The sequence below is a fragment of the Nocardioides deserti genome, from assembly GCF_014266025.1.
In the GTDB taxonomy this organism is placed as follows: Bacteria; Actinomycetota; Actinomycetes; order Propionibacteriales; family Nocardioidaceae; genus Nocardioides; species Nocardioides deserti.
The window spans coordinates 189,037-205,289 of record NZ_JACMYC010000004.1 but is presented as its reverse complement, the minus strand read 5'-3'; the positions used below and the strand labels follow the sequence as shown (position 1 = coordinate 205,289).

At 73.9% G+C, this 16,253-nt stretch carries 17 protein-coding genes; 6 read left to right on the top strand and 11 right to left on the bottom strand.

What is annotated here, in order from left to right:
* Positions 1 to 89: 89 nt before the first annotated feature.
* From sucB to H7344_RS08865, 3 genes are read right to left on the bottom strand one after another with little or no spacing between them, the layout of a single operon-like run.
* A complete protein-coding gene (sucB, locus tag H7344_RS08875) occupies positions 90 to 1,922 on the bottom strand; it encodes a 2-oxoglutarate dehydrogenase, E2 component, dihydrolipoamide succinyltransferase (protein ID WP_186345659.1) in 1,833 nt (610 codons plus the stop codon).
* A 10-nt stretch (positions 1,923 to 1,932) separates the two neighbouring features.
* A complete protein-coding gene (locus H7344_RS08870) occupies positions 1,933 to 2,958 on the bottom strand; it encodes an alpha-ketoacid dehydrogenase subunit beta (RefSeq protein ID WP_186345658.1) in 1,026 nt (341 codons plus the stop codon).
* Positions 2,955 to 3,914, bottom strand: coding sequence for a thiamine pyrophosphate-dependent dehydrogenase E1 component subunit alpha (locus H7344_RS08865; protein ID WP_186345657.1), 960 nt, complete (start codon positions 3,912 to 3,914; stop codon positions 2,955 to 2,957). The genes H7344_RS08870 and H7344_RS08865 overlap by 4 nt, the downstream gene beginning before the upstream one ends.
* A gap of 210 nt (positions 3,915 to 4,124) precedes the next feature.
* Here H7344_RS08865 and H7344_RS08860 point away from each other — a divergent pair, with 210 nt between their 5' ends.
* Together H7344_RS08860 and H7344_RS08855 are read left to right on the top strand one after the other, a co-directional pair.
* Entirely contained in the window at positions 4,125 to 4,874 is a 750-nt protein-coding gene (locus tag H7344_RS08860) for a histidine phosphatase family protein (RefSeq protein WP_222130434.1), read from the top strand.
* A complete protein-coding gene (locus H7344_RS08855) occupies positions 4,864 to 5,754 on the top strand; it encodes an ADP-dependent NAD(P)H-hydrate dehydratase (protein WP_186345656.1) in 891 nt (296 codons plus the stop codon). Before H7344_RS08860 ends, H7344_RS08855 begins: the two co-directional genes overlap by 11 nt.
* Positions 5,755 to 5,839: 85 nt before the next feature.
* Here H7344_RS08855 and ychF read toward each other — a convergent pair whose 3' ends face one another.
* Both ychF and H7344_RS08845 read right to left on the bottom strand, forming a co-directional pair.
* Positions 5,840 to 6,916 carry a redox-regulated ATPase YchF gene (gene ychF / locus H7344_RS08850; RefSeq protein ID WP_186345655.1) on the bottom strand — a complete coding sequence of 359 codons (1,077 nt, stop codon included), beginning with the start codon at positions 6,914 to 6,916 and terminating at the stop codon, positions 5,840 to 5,842.
* 93 nt (positions 6,917 to 7,009) lie between these two features.
* Positions 7,010 to 7,192 (bottom strand): hypothetical protein, encoded by a 183-nt coding sequence (locus tag H7344_RS08845; protein ID WP_186345654.1) that lies wholly within the window; start codon positions 7,190 to 7,192, stop codon positions 7,010 to 7,012.
* Positions 7,193 to 7,284: 92 nt separating this feature from the next.
* Here H7344_RS08845 and H7344_RS08840 point away from each other — a divergent pair, with 92 nt between their 5' ends.
* Positions 7,285 to 8,475 (top strand): cysteine desulfurase-like protein, encoded by a 1,191-nt coding sequence (locus tag H7344_RS08840; RefSeq protein WP_186345653.1) that lies wholly within the window; start codon positions 7,285 to 7,287, stop codon positions 8,473 to 8,475.
* A 10-nt stretch (positions 8,476 to 8,485) separates the two neighbouring features.
* Here H7344_RS08840 and H7344_RS08835 read toward each other — a convergent pair whose 3' ends face one another.
* Both H7344_RS08835 and H7344_RS08830 read right to left on the bottom strand, forming a co-directional pair.
* Positions 8,486 to 9,256 carry a sulfite exporter TauE/SafE family protein gene (locus H7344_RS08835; RefSeq protein ID WP_186345912.1) on the bottom strand — a complete coding sequence of 257 codons (771 nt, stop codon included), beginning with the start codon at positions 9,254 to 9,256 and terminating at the stop codon, positions 8,486 to 8,488.
* Positions 9,257 to 9,314: 58 nt separating this feature from the next.
* On the bottom strand, positions 9,315 to 9,935 hold the full coding sequence (locus tag H7344_RS08830) for a FadR/GntR family transcriptional regulator (protein WP_186345652.1): 621 nt from the start codon (positions 9,933 to 9,935) through the stop codon (positions 9,315 to 9,317).
* A gap of 109 nt (positions 9,936 to 10,044) precedes the next feature.
* Here H7344_RS08830 and H7344_RS21150 point away from each other — a divergent pair, with 109 nt between their 5' ends.
* Positions 10,045 to 11,406, top strand: a complete 1,362-nt coding sequence (locus H7344_RS21150; RefSeq protein ID WP_186345651.1) for an SLC13 family permease — start codon at positions 10,045 to 10,047, stop codon at positions 11,404 to 11,406.
* 19 nt (positions 11,407 to 11,425) lie between these two features.
* On the opposite strand, the gene H7344_RS08820 is transcribed toward H7344_RS21150, so the two are convergent.
* Together H7344_RS08820 and H7344_RS08815 are read right to left on the bottom strand one after the other, a co-directional pair.
* The gene (locus tag H7344_RS08820) at positions 11,426 to 12,091 is read right to left on the bottom strand and encodes an HAD family hydrolase (protein ID WP_186345650.1); all 666 of its coding nucleotides are present in this window, start codon (positions 12,089 to 12,091) and stop codon (positions 11,426 to 11,428) included.
* On the bottom strand, positions 12,088 to 12,804 hold the full coding sequence (locus tag H7344_RS08815; protein ID WP_186345649.1) for a CDP-alcohol phosphatidyltransferase family protein: 717 nt from the start codon (positions 12,802 to 12,804) through the stop codon (positions 12,088 to 12,090). The genes H7344_RS08820 and H7344_RS08815 overlap by 4 nt, the downstream gene beginning before the upstream one ends.
* A 31-nt stretch (positions 12,805 to 12,835) precedes the next feature.
* On the opposite strand from H7344_RS08815, the gene H7344_RS08810 reads away from it, so the two are divergent.
* Positions 12,836 to 13,612, top strand: coding sequence for an exodeoxyribonuclease III (locus tag H7344_RS08810; RefSeq protein ID WP_186345648.1), 777 nt, complete (start codon positions 12,836 to 12,838; stop codon positions 13,610 to 13,612).
* A 24-nt stretch (positions 13,613 to 13,636) separates the two neighbouring features.
* Here the strand turns inward: H7344_RS08810 and H7344_RS08805 are convergent, their stop codons facing one another.
* Both H7344_RS08805 and H7344_RS08800 read right to left on the bottom strand, forming a co-directional pair.
* Positions 13,637 to 14,140, bottom strand: a complete 504-nt coding sequence (locus tag H7344_RS08805) for a hypothetical protein (protein WP_186345647.1) — start codon at positions 14,138 to 14,140, stop codon at positions 13,637 to 13,639.
* Positions 14,141 to 14,224: 84 nt separating this feature from the next.
* Positions 14,225 to 15,082 carry a formate/nitrite transporter family protein gene (locus H7344_RS08800; RefSeq protein ID WP_222130433.1) on the bottom strand — a complete coding sequence of 286 codons (858 nt, stop codon included), beginning with the start codon at positions 15,080 to 15,082 and terminating at the stop codon, positions 14,225 to 14,227.
* A gap of 106 nt (positions 15,083 to 15,188) precedes the next feature.
* Between H7344_RS08800 and H7344_RS08795 the strand changes: the two genes are divergently transcribed.
* Positions 15,189 to 16,217, top strand: a complete 1,029-nt coding sequence (locus tag H7344_RS08795; RefSeq protein WP_229706906.1) for a DNA recombination protein RmuC — start codon at positions 15,189 to 15,191, stop codon at positions 16,215 to 16,217.
* The last annotated feature ends 36 nt before the right edge of the window (positions 16,218 to 16,253 follow it).

Sequence of the window (16,253 nt, the reverse complement as noted above, 5' to 3'; positions counted from 1 at the left end):
CGGCCCCGCCGGCTCTGCCGACCCTCTCGTTCGACGACGCCCCACCGTCCCGCGGACGGTGGGGCGTCGTCGTACCCGGACGGCTCCGCTCAGCGGTAGTCGTCGACGTCCCAGGTCTCGAGCCGGCGGCCGATGTCGACCAGGCAGCGGGTCGCGTCCGCGCCGTCGAGGGCCCGGTGGTCGAAGGTCAGCGCGAGCCGGAGGATCGGGCGGATCGCGATGGTCTCCTGGCCGTCGGCCAGGCGCACGACCCAGGGGCGCCGCTGGATGGTCGGCATGCCCAGGATCGCCACCTGCGGCTGGTTGATGATCGCCGGGGCCGAGACCGCGCCGACGGAGCCGGGGTTGGAGATCGTGAAGGTTCCCGCTCGGAAGTCGTCGGGGCCGGGCTTGCCGTCGCGCAGCCGCGCGGCGAGGTCGGTGATCCCCTCCCCCAGCGTCTCGACGGTCATCCGCTCGGCGCCGCGCAGCACCGGCACCATGAGGCCGCGGGGCGTGTCCACGGCGATGCCCAGGTTGATCTCGCCCCACCGCAGCAGGCGCTCGGTCTCGAAGGTCGCATTGAGGTCGGGATGCTCGAGCAGGGCGGCGCAGGTCGCCCGCGCGACGAACGGCAGGAACGACAGCTTGCCGCGTCCCTGGGTCGCCCGGTGGGCGTTGAGCCGGGCGCGCACGTCGGTGAGCAGCCCGAGGTCGACGTCGACCTCGGTCGTCATGTGTGCCGCCGTGCGGCGCGAACGCGTCATGTGCTCGGCCGTCACCCGCCGGATGCGGCTGGTGGGGACGGCGTCGTACGGCACGTCCTCGTAGCCGATCGGCAGCCCGTCGGGCCCGACCGGGTGCCCGGTGGTCTCGGGGACGGGCGCCGCTGGGGCGGCCGGCGCAGGGGCCGCCGAGGGTGTTGCGGCGACCACGGGCGCCGCAGCGGGCTGCTCCGCAGCGCGCTGGACGTCGGCACGGGTCACGTGCCCGCCGCCACCCGTGCCGGGCACCAGGGCGAGGTCGACCCCGAGCTCGGCGGCCAGCCGCCGGGCGGACGGTGCGGCGACCGGACGGCCCGCGCGGGCCACGGTCGCCAGCAGTCGGTCGACGGCCGCGGTGTGGTCAAAAGGTGCCGGCCGCAGCTCGGCCGGTCGACCGGGCACGGTCGGCCCGGCAGTGGCTGACGGCTGCGCAGCTCGCTGCGGTGCCGGCTGGGCGGTCGGCGCCGCTCCGGCGGCCGGGGCCGCCGTCGGCTCGCTCGCCGGCGGCGCGGGTGCGGCGGGAGCCGCGCTCGGCAGGGCGCCGTCCGGGGTCACCAGCGCGAGCGGCTCACCGACGAGGACGACCTCGCCCTCGGCGTGGCGCTGCTCGGCCAGGACGCCGGCGACCGTGCTCTCGATCTCGGTGTCGACCTTGTCGGTGGCGACCTCGCAGATCGGCTCGCCCAGCTCGACCGGGTCACCGACCTGCTTCAGCCACGCCGAGACCGTGCCCTCGGTGACCGAGACGCCCAGCCGGGGCATGACGACGGCGTACTGGTCGTCGGCGCCCTCCGGCCTCGGCCCAAGCTCGGGCGCCGGCGGCTCCGGGTAAGGACCGGTGTCCGGGCTGTCGCCGAAGCCGGCCGGGTCCGGCACGATCGACGGCGTCGGCTCCGGCGCGGTCGGCTCCGGCGCGGCCGGCGCGGGGGCGGCGGTGGCCTCGTCGGCGGCGGCGACCGTCGCGAGCGGTGCGCCGACCTCGACGACCTCGTCGACGGCGTACAGCTGCTCGGTCAGCACACCGGCGACGGTGCTCTCGATCTCGGTGTCGACCTTGTCGGTGGCGACCTCGCAGATCGGCTCGCCGACCTCGACCGGGTCACCGACCTGCTTCAGCCACGCCGAGACCGTGCCCTCGGTGACCGAGACGCCCAGCCGGGGCATCAGGACGTGCGCCATTGCGTGACTCCTAGATGGCCGCGAGCGCGCGCGCCGCGGCGACGATCTCGTCCGTGGAAGGGATGCAGGCCTGCTCGAGCTCGGGGTCCTGCGGGAGCGGGGTGTCTGTGCCGCAGACGCGCCACACCGGCGCGTCCAGCGCGAAGAACGCGCGCTCCTGCACCTGGGTCGCGATCTCGGCGCCGAACCCCGCGGTCCGCGACGCCTCGTGCACGACCATGAGGCGGTGCGTGCGCTCGACGGAGGCGACGATGGTGTCGATGTCGAGCGGGACCAGCGTGCGCGGATCGATCACCTCGACGTCGATGCCGTGAGGCGCCAGCTGCTCCGCGGCGGCGACCGCACGGTCGACCATCAGCCCGGTGGCCACCACCGTGAGGTCGTTGCCCGGCCGGGCGACGCGCGCCGACCCGAAGGGGACGACGTGCTCGTCGGACTCCGGCACGGGGCCCTTCACGCGGTAGAGGCCCTTGTGCTCGAAGAACAGCACCGGGTCGGGGTCGCGGATCGCTGCCTTGAGCAGCCCCTTGGCGTCGGACGGGGTCGCCGGCACCGCGACCTTGAGTCCCGCGACGTGCATGGCGATGGTCTCGAGGCTCTGGGAGTGCTCGGCACCCGCGCCGCCCACCACGCCACTGGGCAGCCGGACGACGACCGGCATCGTGAACTGCCCGCCGTGCATGTACCGCCACTTCGCCAGCTTGTGGAAGATCTCGTCGGCCGCGGTGAAGAGGAAGTCGGCGAACTGGAGCTCGACGACCGGGATCGTCCCCGCCAGCGCCGCGCCGGCGGCGCCGCCGACGATGAAGGTCTCGTTGATCGCCGTGTCGCGGACCCGCAGGGGGCCGAACTCGTCGAGCAGGCCGCGGGTGAGGCCGAAGACGCCGCCGAGGCGGCCGATGTCCTGGCCCATCATCCAGACGCGCTCGTCGCGCCGCATCTCCTCCGCGAGCGCCTCGTTGATGGCGCGGGAGTAGCCGATGACGCGCTCCGTCCCGCCCGCCACGCCCGTTGCTGCCGCAGATGTCGTCGTCATGCCCACACGTCCTCGAAGATCACCGAGCGGTCCGCGCGCGGCGCCGCGAGCGCCGCGCCGAAGGCCTGCTCGACCTGGCTGCGCGCCTCGGCGTCGATGCCGCGGCGTACGTCGTCGGGGATGCTCTCGCCGAGGCGGTGCACCGGGTCATTGGGGATCTCGTCGCCCAGCACCGGGTCGTCCCGGTAGGGCTGGCGGTCCCCCTCGTAGTGGCCGCGGATGCGCAGCGTCTTGGCCTCGATCAGCGTCGGGCCCTCCCCGCGGCGCGCGCGGTCGATCGCCTCGGCCGTCGCGTCGTGGACCGCCATCGCGTCCTGGCCGTCGACGACGACGCCGGGCATGCCGTACGCCGGGGCGCGGTCGGCGACGTGCTCGGTCGGGCTCTGCTCGGTGAACCGCGCCGAGAGCGCCCACCCGTTGTTCTCGCAGATCCAGACGACCGGCAGCTTCCACACCGACGCCTGCAGCGCGGCCTCGTGCCAGGTGCCGCGGCCGGACGCGCCGTCACCGAAGAACACCACGGTGACGCGCCCGTCCCGGAGCAGCTGGGAGGCCGCCGCGGTGCCGGCACCCATGACGAAGTTCGAGCCGAGCGTCCCGCCCTGGCCGAGCACGTGGCGCGAGGCGTCGGCGAAGTGGACCGTGCCGCCCCCCTTGCCTCGCGTGCTCCCGTTGGCCCGGCCGAGGAGGTCGCCGAACAACGGCTCGAGCGGCATGCCCTTCGCGAAGGCGTAGCCGAGACCGCGGTGGGCGTAGTAGAGGTAGTCGTCGTCCTGCATCGCGCTGACCGCGCCGACCTGGAGGCCCTCCTGGCCGATGCCGGGGTGCCAGAAGCCGCCGAACCCCTCCTTCTCGACGTGCTCGCGGATGCGCAGCTCGGCGAAGCGGATGGTCACGACCTTGCGGTAGACCTCTCGCTGCACCTGCTCGCGGTCGGGCCCGGGATCGTTCGTCACGGCGCGGCTCCTCGCTCGGCGAATACAGACCGACCGCTCGGTCGGTTCACGATGTGTGCAGCGTGCCACATCGGTCCTCGCCTGACAACGCATGGCGGGGAAAGTTCTGCCCCGGCCGACGCGGCGTGATCCGACTTGGCGGTCGGGTGGGTGTCGAGAGGGCGGCGTGGGTACTCGGGGCGCCCTGGAGGTGCGGCTGGAGGAGGCGACGTGAGACCGAGGTGGGAGCAGGGGCCGGCGGAGCTGGTGCTGGTGCGGCACGGCGAGTCGATGGGCAACCGGGCCGACGCGGCGGCACGCGACGCCGGCGCGGAGGTCCTCGACCTGACCGCGCGCGACGCCGACGTCGAGCTGTCCGACACCGGGCGCGACCAGGCCGCGGCGCTGGGCCGCTGGCTGCGCGAGCGGGACGACGCGGCGCGGCCGACGGTCGTGGTCAGCTCGCCCTACCGTCGGGCGGCCGAGACCGCGGCGATCACCGTGGACGGCCTCGACCTCGGCATCCAGCACGACGAGCGGCTGCGTGAGCGCGACCTCGGCGTCTTCGACGGGCTCACCGGACGCGGGATCCGCAGCCGCTACCCGGAGGAGGCCGAGCGGCGCGACAAGCTCGGCAAGTTCTACTACCAGCCGCCGAGCGGCGAGAGCTGGGCCGCGGTCGCGCAGCGGGTGCGGGGCCTGCTGGCCGACCTGCGGCACGGGTACGACGGTGATCGGGTGTGGCTGTTCAGCCACCAGGCCGTGATCATGACGTTCCGGTACGTCCTGGAGGGCATCGAGGAGGCGGACCTGCTCGACCTCGACCGCCGGATGCGGATCCCCAACGCGTCGGTGACGACCTACCGTCGCGAGGGCTCGTTCCTCGAGCTGGACTCCTTCGCCGACACCACGGCCGTCGACCGGATCGACGTCGACGTCACCCACGAGGAGTCGCAAGGAGCGGCCGACGATGCCTCCTGAGCCCTCCCCCGTGCCGAGGATCGTCACCCCCGGCCTCCTGCGCGGCTGGCCGCTGCCGGACCCGGGCGAGGACAAGAACGCGCGCGGCCGCGTCGTCCTGCTCGCCGGGTCGCGCCGGTCGCCGGGCGCCGTGCTGCTCGCCGCCGAGGCCGCGCTGCGCGCCGGGTCTGGCAAGGTCACCGCAGCCACGATCGACGAGGTCGTCCCCGCGCTCGCCGTCGCGGCACCCGAGGTCGGTGTGGTGCCTCTGGACGCGAACGCCGCTGGCCGGATCGACCCCGGCGCCGCGGACACCGTCGTCGGCGACTGCGGCTCCGCCGACGTGCTACTCGCCGGCCCCGGGTTCGTCGACCCCGACGACGCGGTCGCGCTGCTCGAGGGCGTCCTGCCCCGCCTCGACCTCGCGCTGGTCCTCGACGCGCTGGGATCGGCGTACCTCACCGCGCACCCGGACGGCCTGCACCACCTCGAGGGCTGCGCCGTGCTCACCGTGAACCCCTCCGAGCTCGCGCAGACGGCCGGCGTCGAGGACGACGACGTGGCCGCCGACCCGGTTGCCGTCGCCGGCGAGGTCGCCGCCCGCAGCCGGGTCGTCGTCGTCTGCGGCGGCACCGAGAAGCACGTGGTCACCCCCAGCGGCGACGCCTGGACGGTCGAGGGCGGCGGACCCGGGCTGGGCGCCTCCGGCTCCGGCGACGTGCAGGCCGGCATCGTCGCGGGACTGCTCGCGCGGGGCGCCGAGCCGGCACAGGCCGCCGCGTGGGGCGGGTACGTGCACGCCCGCTGTGGCGAGCGCCTGGCCGCCGCGGTCGGTCCGCTCGGCTACCTCGCCCGCGAGCTCCCCTCCCAGGTGCCGGCGATCATGACCGAGCTGTCGTGAAGCTGCCCGCGTCCGGCCTCGTGCTGCTGAGCGTGCGCCCCGGCGCACGCTGGGCAGCACGAGGCGGCGGGGTCAGCTGGAGGGGTCACACGTTGAAGCGGAACTCCACGACGTCGCCGTCGGCCATGACGTAGTCCTTGCCCTCCATGCGGACCTTGCCGGCCTCCTTGGCCTTCTGCATGGAGCCAGCCTCGACGAGGTCGGCGAAGGAGACGATCTCGGCCTTGATGAAGCCGCGCTGGAAGTCGGTGTGGATGACGCCGGCGGCCTCGGGGGCGGTGGCGCCCTTCTTGATCGTCCAGGCCCGGGTCTCCTTGGGGCCGGCGGTCAGGTAGGTCTGCAGGCCGAGGGTGTCGAAGCCGACGCGGGCGAGCACGTCGAGGCCGGGCTCCTCGACGCCCATCTCGACCAGCATCGCGCGGGCCTCGTCGTCGTCGCCGAGCTCGACCAGCTCGGACTCGAATTTCGCGTCGAGGAAGATCGCCTCGGACGGGGCGACCAGCTCGCGCATCCGGTCCTTGAGGGCCTCGTCGGCGAGCTCGTCGGCGTCGCAGTTGAACACGTAGATGAACGGCTTGGCGGTCAGCAGCGACAGCTCTCGGACGAGCTCGCGGTCGATCGAGGTGGCGATGATGGGGGTGCCGGCCTCGAGGTGGCCGAGCGCCTCCTTCGCGGCGTCGAGGTTGGCCGCGAGCGACTTGTTGCCGCGCGCCTCCTTCTCCAGCCGCGGGATCGCCTTCTCCACCGTCTGCAGGTCGGCCAGGATCAGCTCGGTCTGGATGGTGGAGATGTCGTTGCCGGGATTGACCTCGCCGTCGACGTGGGTGACGTCCTCGTCGCGGAAGACCCGCGTGACCTGGCAGATCGCCGCGGACTCGCGGATGTGGGAGAGGAACTTGTTGCCCAGCCCCTCGCCCTCGGACGCGCCGCGCACGATGCCGGCGATGTCGACGAACTCCACGGTCGCCGGAAGGATCTTGGCGCTGCCGAAGATCTCCGCGAGCACCGGCAGCCGCTCGTCCGGCACGCCTACGACCCCGACGTTCGGCTCGATGGTGGCGAACGGGTAGTTCGCCGCGAGGACGTCGTTCTTGGTCAGGGCGTTGAAGAGGGTGGACTTGCCCGCGTTGGGGAGCCCGACGATGCCGATGGTGAGAGCCACGGGCGGCCACTCTACGGAGCGGCGAGGGACCCGGCCGAATCACGACCGGGTCCCTCGAAGGTGCGCCCGCTCAGGGGCGCGGCGCGGCGCGGCTCAGCGGAAGCGGCGCAGCAGCCCACGGACGCCGCGGCCGATCGCCTCGTCCTGGGGACGACGCCCGGTGCCACCGGTCCTCGCCCGTCCGGTGCCGAGACCGCCGGCCCCGACGCCGCCGGTCCGCGGCGTGCGCCGTGCCCCGCCGGCGACCCTGCTCACGACCTGGTTCAACATGCCCATCTCGTTCTCCTCCCTCGAGGTGCTGGACGGTTCCGGTGCCCGTCGGCGGGCCGCCGCAATCGGCGGCCCGCCCGGGGTGGCAGCATCGCGCCGTGGACGTCGACCGCATCCGTGCCTGCTTCCCCGCCCTCGACCTCGGGGTCGCCCACTTCGACGGGCCGGGCGGCTCGCAGGTGCCCCGCCAGGTCGCCGACGCCGTGGCGGCCGCGATGACCGCCGGCCTCGGCAACCGGGGCACGACCACCGAGGCGGAGGCCCGCACCGAGCGCGTGGTCGCCGAGGCCCGCGCGGCCACCGGCGACCTGCTCGGCACCGACGCCCGCGGCGTGGTCTTCGGCCGCTCGATGACGCAGCTGACCTTCGACATGTCCCGCACGCTGTCCCGCTCGTGGGGCCCCGGCGACGAGGTCGTGGTGACCCGCCTCGACCACGACGCCAACATCCGCCCGTGGGTGATCGCGGCCGAGCGCGCGGGCGCGACCGTGCGCTGGCTCGGCTTCGACCCGGCGACCGGCGAGCTGGACGACGTCGCCCCGCTGCTCACCGACCGCACGCGGGTCGTCGCGGTCACGGCGGCGTCCAACCTGCTCGGCACCCGTCCCGACGTACGCCGCCTGGCGGACCTGGCCCGGGAGGCCGGCGCCCTGTCGTACGTCGACGCGGTGCACCTGGCCCCGCACGCACCGGTCGACCGGTCGGCGCTCGGGGCGGACCTGGTCGCGTGCTCGCCGTACAAGTTCTTCGGCCCGCACCTCGGGGTGCTCGCCGGCGACCCGGCGTTCCTGGAGACCCTGCACCCGGACAAGCTGCTCCCGTCGACCGACGTGGTGCCGGAGCGGTTCGAGCTCGGCACGCTCCCCCACGAGCTGCTCGCCGGCGTGACCGCGGCGGTCGACTTCATGGCCGGCCTCGAGCCGGGCCAGGGCACCCGGCGCGAGCGGCTGGTGCGCTCGATGACGACCGCCGCACAGCACGAGGACGGCCTGCTCGCGCACCTGGTCGAAGGGCTGCGGGAGATCGACGGCGTGACGCTGCAGGGGGCGCCGGCGCACCGGACGCCGACCGTGCTGTTCACCCTCGCCGGCCACGCGCCCGCCGGGGTCGCGCGGCACCTGGCCTCCGAGGGCGTGAACGCGCCGGCGGGGCACTTCTACGCGATCGAGGCGTCGCGGCACGCGGGGCTCGGGGACACCGGCGGCGTGCGCGCCGGCCTGGCGGCGTACACCACCGTCGAGGACGTCGACCGGCTGGTCGAGGCGGTCGCAGGCCTCGCCCGCGCCTGAGGGCGCGAGGTCAGGTCAGCATGGTCACGACGGTGACGATGCCCGCGACCAGCACGCCCGTGCGCAGCACGGTCGCGGGCAGGCGGCGGGCGATCCGCGCGCCGAGGTAGCCGCCGGCGACCGAGCTGAGGGCCATCAGCGCCACGACCGTCCAGTCGACGTCGGCGACCAGGGTGAAGACGATGCCGGCGACGATGTTGGAGGCCATCAGCGAGGTGGTGCGGATGCCGGCGACCACCCCGAAGTCGAGGTCGAGGCTCAGCGCGAGGACGGCGATCATCATGACCCCCGCGCCGGCGCCGAAGTAGCCGCCGTAGACCCCGGTCAGCACCACGAAGAGCGTCGCGACCGGCGTGAGCCGCAGCCGCGGCGGCCGGTCGGCGTGGCCGTGGCGGGTCCGCAGCGCGGCGGAGATCCGGGGCTGGGCGGCGACGAGCACGCAGGTGCCGAGGATCAGCCACGGCACGACCGCCTCGAAGACGCTCGACGGCAGCGCCAGGAGGAGCACCGCCCCGCCCAGGCCGCCCACGGCGGAGAGCCCGATGACCTGCCGGGTCAGCCGCGGCTCGACCCGCAGCTCGTCGCGGAAGCCCACCGCGCCGCCGGCGCCGGCGGGGATGAGCCCCAAGGTGTTCGACACGTTCGCGACGACCGGCGGCAGCCCGATCGCGAGCAGGACCGGGAAGCTCAGCAGGCTCGCGACGCCGACCGTCGAGGTCAGCAGCCCCGCGCCGAAGCCGGCGAGCACCACCCAGACGTGCTCGAGCAGGCCGTCCACCACGTGCGTCCCTCTCCTGGCCCGAGGCGGGCCGTGTCGTCTCTCCGTCGACGGCGGACGGTCAGCCGCCCAGCATGCCCTGGCAGGTCGTGGCCGCCGCCGCTGCGTCCCCGCGGAGCACCGCGTCGGCGAGCGCGTCGAGCCGCTCGTGCACCTCGGCGGAGTCAGCCGGCCCGGGAGCATGCCCGGCCAGGGCGTCGTCGAGCTCGGCCAGCAGCCCGTCGCCGGCCAGGCGGCGCACGCACCGCCAGGTGTGGTCGAAGGAGCGCTGCCGACCGTCGGGCGCGAGCATCGCGACCCGCATCGAGCTGTCCGCGCCCGCCGCGGTCCGCGCCAGGCCGGCCAGCACCGCCTCGCGGGCGACGAGCACCTCCGCCCGCGGCCGGGCGGCCAGCCCCGCCTCCCAGGCGGGTACGCCGCCGGCGGGCTCCGGCTCGCGGACGAGCGCGCCGACCCCGTGGCGCACCTCGATCCGACCGCGTGTCTCGAGCGCCGCGAGCGCCCGGGACAACGTCGCGCGGCTGACCCCGAGCTCGGCGGCCAGCTGGCGCTCGGGCGGCAGCCGGTCGCCGCCGACGAGCCCCTGCGCCTCGATGAAGTCCGAGATGTGCGCCGCGAGGCTCTCGTAGAGGCGCTCGCGCCGCAGGGGCGCCAGGCGGCGCGCGGACGGCTCGTCGGGCATGGTCCGGATCCTAGTGAACCGGTGGCCCGGTTGTCAGGTGGCTCAGCCACTGACTATCGTCGCTCCTCCCGGCGCATGACGCGCATCACAACCGGATGGGAAACCTGCTGTGTCCACCGAACTCATCTCGCTGGCGGTCCTCGTGGTCGTCTTCCTCGTGGCGACCGTCCGGGGCGTCAACATGGGTGCGCTCGCGCTCGTCGCGGCGTTCGTCGTCGGTCTCACCGTCTACGACCTCGAGGTCGACGGGGTGCTGGCCGGCTTCCCGAGCGACCTGTTCGTCATCCTCGTCGGCGTCACGTACCTCTTCGCGCTCGCCAAGAACAACGGCACCGTCGACTGGATCGTCCACGCGGCCGTCCGGGCCGTGGGCGGCCGGGTGGCGCTCGTGCCGTGGGCGATGTTCCTCGTCTGCGCGGCCGTGACCTCGATCGGTGCGGTCAGCCCGGCCGCCGTCGCGATCGTCGCGCCCGTGGCGATGGGCTTCGCGCTGCGCTACTCCATCAACCCGATGATGATGGGGATGATGGTCGTGCAGGGCGCGACCGCCGGTTCCTTCTCCCCCATCGGCATCTTCGGCTCGATCACCAACGGCGTCGTCGACCAGAACGACCTGCCGGGCAACCAGCTGGTCCTCTTCCTCACCACCTTCACCGCCGCCGCGCTCATCGCCGCGATCACCTACGTCGCCTTCGGCGGCCGCGCGCTCATCGCCCGCGGCAAGGAGGCCACCGCCGGCGCCGAGCTCAGCGCGGAGGCCGAGGCCGCGAGCCACGCCGTCATGCGCTCCGGAGGGCCCGGTGTCCCGCACTCGGCCGTCGAGGCCGGACGCGCGACCGCCCCGAGCAGGGACGCCGACCGCGACGAACGGCACACCCTCGACACGCAGCGCATCGTCACGCTCGTGGGCCTCGCCGCGCTGATGATCGGTGCGCTGGGCTTCGACCTGGACGTGGGCTTCACCGCGCTGACCATCGCGGTCGTCCTGACCCTGGCCTTCCCCGAGTCGGCGAAGGGCGCGGTCGAGAAGATCAGCTGGGGCACCGTCCTGCTGATCGGCGGCATCGTCACCTACGTCAACCTGCTCCAGGACCAGGGTGTCGTCGACTGGGTCGGCGAGCAGGTCGCCGAGGTCGGTGCGCCGCTCGTGGCCGCGCTGCTCATCTGCTTCATCGCCGCCGTGGTCTCGGCGTTCGCCTCCACCACCGGCATCATCGGCGCGCTCATCCCGCTCGCGGTGCCGTTCCTGCTCACCGACCAGGTCAACGCGATCGGCCTGATCGCCGCGCTGGCCATCTCCAGCTCGGTCGTCGACTGCAGCCCGTTCTCCACCAACGGCGCGCTGGTCGTCGCCAACGCCGACGCCGCCGACCGCGAGGTCGTCTTCAAGCGGCTCATGCAGTGGGGCATGTCGATCGTGGTCATCGCCCCGATCGTCGCGTGGGGCCTGCTGGTGGTCACCACCGCCTGACCCCGTCCCACCGCCGGGGTCAGACCCCGGCGACCGCCTCGGCCAGGGCCGCGGCGTCGGTCACCTCGACCGGCGGCCGCGGCCCTGTCTCGTCCACGACGTGGCCCGGCCGCGCCAGGCGCACCGTCGCCAGGCCCGCCTCCAGCGCCCCGCGCACGTCGCGTGCCGACGCCGCCACGTGGACCAGCCGGTCCGGTGCGGCGACAGCCGCGGCGCGGGTGTAGATCTCACGGCTGGGCTTGTACGCGCCCAGCCGCTGGCTGGTCAGCACCAGGTCCGGGTCGACCAGGGCGTGTGCCCGCGTCCGCCGGGCCAGCGCGTCGTCGACGTTGGACAGCAGCCCGACGCGGTGCTCCGCGGCCACGCCGGCGACGCCCGCAGCGACGTCCGGCCACAGCGGCCAGTCCGCGACCGACTCCTCCAGCAGGGCCAGGTCCCCGGCGACGTACGACGGGTCGTGGCCGAGCTCGTGCCAGGCCCGCGACAGCGCCTCGAGCGAGACGTCGTGGAACGTGGTGGGCGCGACAGCGGTGCGCTGGAGCGCCTTGTTGTGGCCGTCCCAGCGGTCGTAGAGCTCCTCCCCCGACTGCGCCCACCCCCGCGTCGCGGCGAGGTCGGCCAGCACGCGCGAGGCGCCGGTGCGGCTGTCGGTGAGGGCGCTGAACAGGTCGAAGGTGACGATCACGCAGCCGACGGTAGCGACGCCTCCCGACGGCGGCCCGAGAGCGTCAGCCAGCCGCTGACGGCGGTGTAGTACGCGACGTACGCCAGCGAGGCGGCGACCAGCAGCGGCGAGGGGTCCGGCAGGTCGACGACGAGCAGCGCGTAGACGCCGAGCCAGGCCGTCGCCAACGTCATGTTCAGGCCCCACAGCGCCTCGGTGCGCGACGGGTACACGTAGCGCACCGGCACGAAGACGAGCACCGCCAGCACGAGCAGCAGCCCCACGGTCGCGGTCACCGACAGGTCGAGCACGAAGACGTGGAAGGCCACGATGTTCCAGTAGCTCGGGAAGCCGAGGAAGAAGTGGTCCTCGGTCTTCGCGTCGCTGCGGCAGAACTGGTAGCACGACGCGACCAGCGGCACCGCCGCCACCACGCCGCCCCACGCGCCGTCGGGCAGCCGGCCGGTCGCCCACAGCAGCACCATCGGCGCGAACGCGTAGGTCAGGTAGTCGACGATGTTGTCCAGCAGCGCGCCGTCGAGCTCGGGCACGACCGCCTTGACCCGGAACCGCCGGGCCAGGAACCCGTCGGTGCCGTCGACGAGCATCGCGACCAGGAACAGCCACAGCACCGCCTCGACCTGCCCGTCGTAGGCGAGGTGGACCATGAGCAGGCCCAGCACCACCCCGGTCGTCGTGTACGCGTGCACCATCCACGCAGCCGCCCGGTCCATGCCTAGAACCTAGGTGCTTAGGGTGGCGTGCGTGCGCATCGCCACGTGGAACGTCAACTCCCTCCGCTCCCGCATCGCCCGCGTCGAGGCCTTCCTCGAGCGGCACGACGTGGACGTCCTCGCCCTCCAGGAGACCAAGGCGCGCGAGGAGCAGGTCCCGATGATGGGGCTGGAGTCGATGGGCTACGAGGTGGCGTACGCCGGCACCAACCAGTGGAACGGCGTCGCCGTGCTCAGCCGCGTCGGGCTGGCGGACGTCGAGGTCGGCTTCCCCGGCCAACCCGGCTGGGGCGACCCGGCGGAGTCCGAGGCGCGCGCCGTGGGCGCGACCTGCGGCGGCGTACGCGTGTGGTCGCTCTACGTGCCCAACGGCCGCAAGGTCGACGACCCGCACTACCACTACAAGCTCGACTGGCTGGGCCGGCTGCGCGAGGCCGCGCAGGAGTGGCGCACGACGCCGACAGCGCTGGTGGGCGACTGGAACATCGCGCCGACCGACGAGGACGTCTTCGACCCGAAGCAGTTCGCGACCTCGACGCACGTGACACCGCGGGAGCGGGCGGCGTTCCAGGCCTTCCTCGACGACGGGTACGTCGACGTGGTGCGGCCGCACGCGCCCGGCCCGGAGGTCTACACCTACTGGGACTACTACCGTCAGCGCTACGAGCGCAACCGCGGGCTGCGGATCGACTTCGTGCTCGGCTCGGCGCCCTTCGCCGAGCGCGTCACCGGCGCGTTCATCGACCGCGAGGAGCGGGCCGGCCAGGGGGCCTCGGACCACGCGCCGGTGGTCGTCGACCTCGACTGACCGGCCCGCCCCGCGGGACGTGCGTCAGCTGCCGAGCGGGGAGACCTTGGCGGCCTTCTTGGACGCCTGCTTCGTCGCCTTCCGGGCCGCCTTGCGGGTCGACTTGACGCTCGACCTCGCCGCGCCGGTGACGCCCTGGCTGAGCAGGGTGAGGCCGGCACCGACGAGCCAGACGTCCTTGGCGACGGCGGTGCCCTCCTGGCTGGGGCGGATGCCGTCGTCCAGGGTCATCGACGGGGTCTTGAGGTACATCCCCATCAGGCCCGCGCCGAACGCCGCGAGCGCACCGCCCGCGACCGTCGCAGACACCTTCGGGGTGAGCAGCGCGGCGCCGACGGCGATCTCGCTGAACGCCAGGACCTTGGCGAACCGCTTCGGCTCCATGTCCTGGAACAGGCTCGGGTAGGTGCCGGCGGCGGCGCCGTGGAGGAACTGGGCGGTCCCCTCGTCGGCGCCCAGCTTGCCCACACCGGAGTTCAGGATGTAGGCGCCGGTGGCGACACGGAGCGGGACATGGGTCAGGTGCACGGGGACTCCTCGGTGGTGGGGTGGGACTCCCTTGCCAGTAGCCAGGGCCCGCGCACGTCAATCGCCCCGATCGGCCGGCCTGCGTCAGCCGTCCTCGGCCTCGGCGCCGTGGCGCTCGTCCTCGAGCCGCTCCTTGCTGCGCAGCAGCCGCAGGAGCGTCACCAGCCCGAGGCCGCCGATCATGTTGCCGACCACGCTCAGCGCGAGGAAGCCGGCCCAGTCGGCGTACCCGAACCCGGCGTCGCCGGTGTGGAGCGCACCGAAGATGAGCAGCGAGTCGAGGATCGAGTGGAACATCTCGGTCCCGGCCAGCAGGAACGCCGCGGCGACCGCGGCGACGATCTTCGCCGGCATGTCCTCGGTGCCGTGCTGCATCCGGGTCAGCAGCGTCATGACCGCGCCGCCGAGGATCGACAGCGAGATGGTCTCGGCGTTGACCGGCGCGGTGGCGAAGTGCGTGGCGGACTCGACGAGCTGGCCGTGCAGCGACGGGAAGCCCCAGACGACGAGCCACATCATCACCCAGCCGCCGGCGAGGTTGGCGACCAGCGTGCCCGACCACAGCTTGGCGAGCTGCCGCAGCTTCGCGCGCTTGGCCGCCACGGTCACGACCGGGACGAGGAAGCCCTCGGTGAACAGCTCCGAGCGCCCGAGGAGCAGCGCGATGAAGCCGATCGAGAACGCGAGCCCGGCCAGCAGCTGGTTGCCGGTCTCGTGGAGCACGACCAGGAGCGCCAGCACGCCCAGCGCCACCTCCGTGCCGCCGACGAAGCCGGTCACCAGCACCTCGCGCCACGGACGGCTCAGCCGCTGCGTGCCCTCCTCCACCTGGCGGGTGAAGGACTTCTCCAGGACGTCCTCCATCGGCCCGTCGGTCTCCCCGAGCTCGTGCCGCTCGTCGGTGGCCCTGTCCGGTCCGGCGCTGTCCGGCTTCTCGCTCACGGTGGCCTCGTCTCGTCCGGGATGGGGGTGGTGCGGGACGCGGAACGGTGCCCGCTCCGGCGCGGGCCGAACCACACTGTCGGCGGCCGGCGCCATGCTGTGGGCCATGCAGACGGTGACGTTCTTCCTCGCCCTCGGGGTCGGCCTGGCGCTCGGTGCCGTGGTCGGCGTGCTGTGGGCGCGCTCGCGGCCGGCGGTCGTCGAGGGCGCGCTGGAGTCGGCCGAGGTGATGCAGGGGCTCGACCGGCTCAGCGACCAGCTGCGCCACCTCGACCTCCAGCGCGAGGGCTGGACCGGCCGCCTCCACCAGCAGGTCGACGACCTGCGGCGGGAGACCCAGTCGCTCGCGACGGCGCTGCGCAAGCCGCAGGTGCGCGGCCGGTGGGGTGAGCTGCACCTGCGCCGCGCCGTCGAGCTGGCCGGGCTGGTGGACCGCTGCGACTTCGCCGAGCAGGTCCGCCTCGACGACGGCGCGCTGCGGCCCGACCTGGTCGTGAACCTGGTCGGCGGGCGCCGGGTGGTCGTCGACGCGAAGGTGCCGCTGGACGCCTACCTCGACGCCAGCTCCGCCGAGGACGACGTCCAGCGCAGCCACCACCTGGCCCGGCACGCCCGCCAGCTGCGCACCCACGTCGACCAGCTGGGGTCGAAGGCCTACTGGCGCTCGCTGCCGGAGACGCCGGAGTTCGTGGTGCTCTTCGTGCCGGCCGAGTCGTTCCTGGCCGCGGCGCTCGAGGCCGACGGAGGGCTGCTGGAGCACGCGGCGGCCAAGCAGGTCGTCCTCGCCTCACCCACCACGCTGATCGCGCTGCTGCGCACGGTCGCCCACGGTTGGACGCACGAGGCGCTGGCCGAGCAGGCGCGCGAGATCCACCGGCTCGGGCGCGACCTGCACACCCGGCTCGGGACCTTCGGCGGCCACCTCGACTCCGTCGGCCGCTCGCTCAACGCGGCCGTCGGGCACTACAACGCCGCGGTCGGGTCGCTGGAGTCACGGGTGCTCGTCTCCGCCCGCCGCTTCACCGACCTGGCGGTCACCGACGAGGAGCTGCCCGCCCCGCGGGCGGTCGAGCTGCGCGCGGTGGACCGGCGTGCCGCGCCCGACGACGCCGACCGCGGCCCTACGGTGGCCTGAGGGGCCTCGGTCCCGCGAGCACCGATGCGGCGAGGA

Bases quoted from the DNA above. Each gene is read 5' to 3' on its own strand.
- H7344_RS08855 (WP_186345656.1), top strand. From the start codon at position 4,864: ATGCCTCCTGAGCCCTCCCCCGTGCCGAGGATCGTCACCCCCGGCCTC.
- H7344_RS08830 (WP_186345652.1), bottom strand. From the start codon at position 9,935: ATGCCCGACGAGCCGTCCGCGCGCCGCCTGGCGCCCCTGCGGCGCGAG.
- sucB (WP_186345659.1), bottom strand. From the start codon at position 1,922: ATGGCGCACGTCCTGATGCCCCGGCTGGGCGTCTCGGTCACCGAGGGC.
- H7344_RS08870 (WP_186345658.1), bottom strand. From the start codon at position 2,958: ATGACGACGACATCTGCGGCAGCAACGGGCGTGGCGGGCGGGACGGAG.
- H7344_RS08845 (WP_186345654.1), bottom strand. From the start codon at position 7,192: ATGGGCATGTTGAACCAGGTCGTGAGCAGGGTCGCCGGCGGGGCACGG.
- H7344_RS08795 (WP_229706906.1), top strand. From the start codon at position 15,189: ATGCAGACGGTGACGTTCTTCCTCGCCCTCGGGGTCGGCCTGGCGCTC.
- H7344_RS08815 (WP_186345649.1), bottom strand. From the start codon at position 12,804: ATGGACCGGGCGGCTGCGTGGATGGTGCACGCGTACACGACGACCGGG.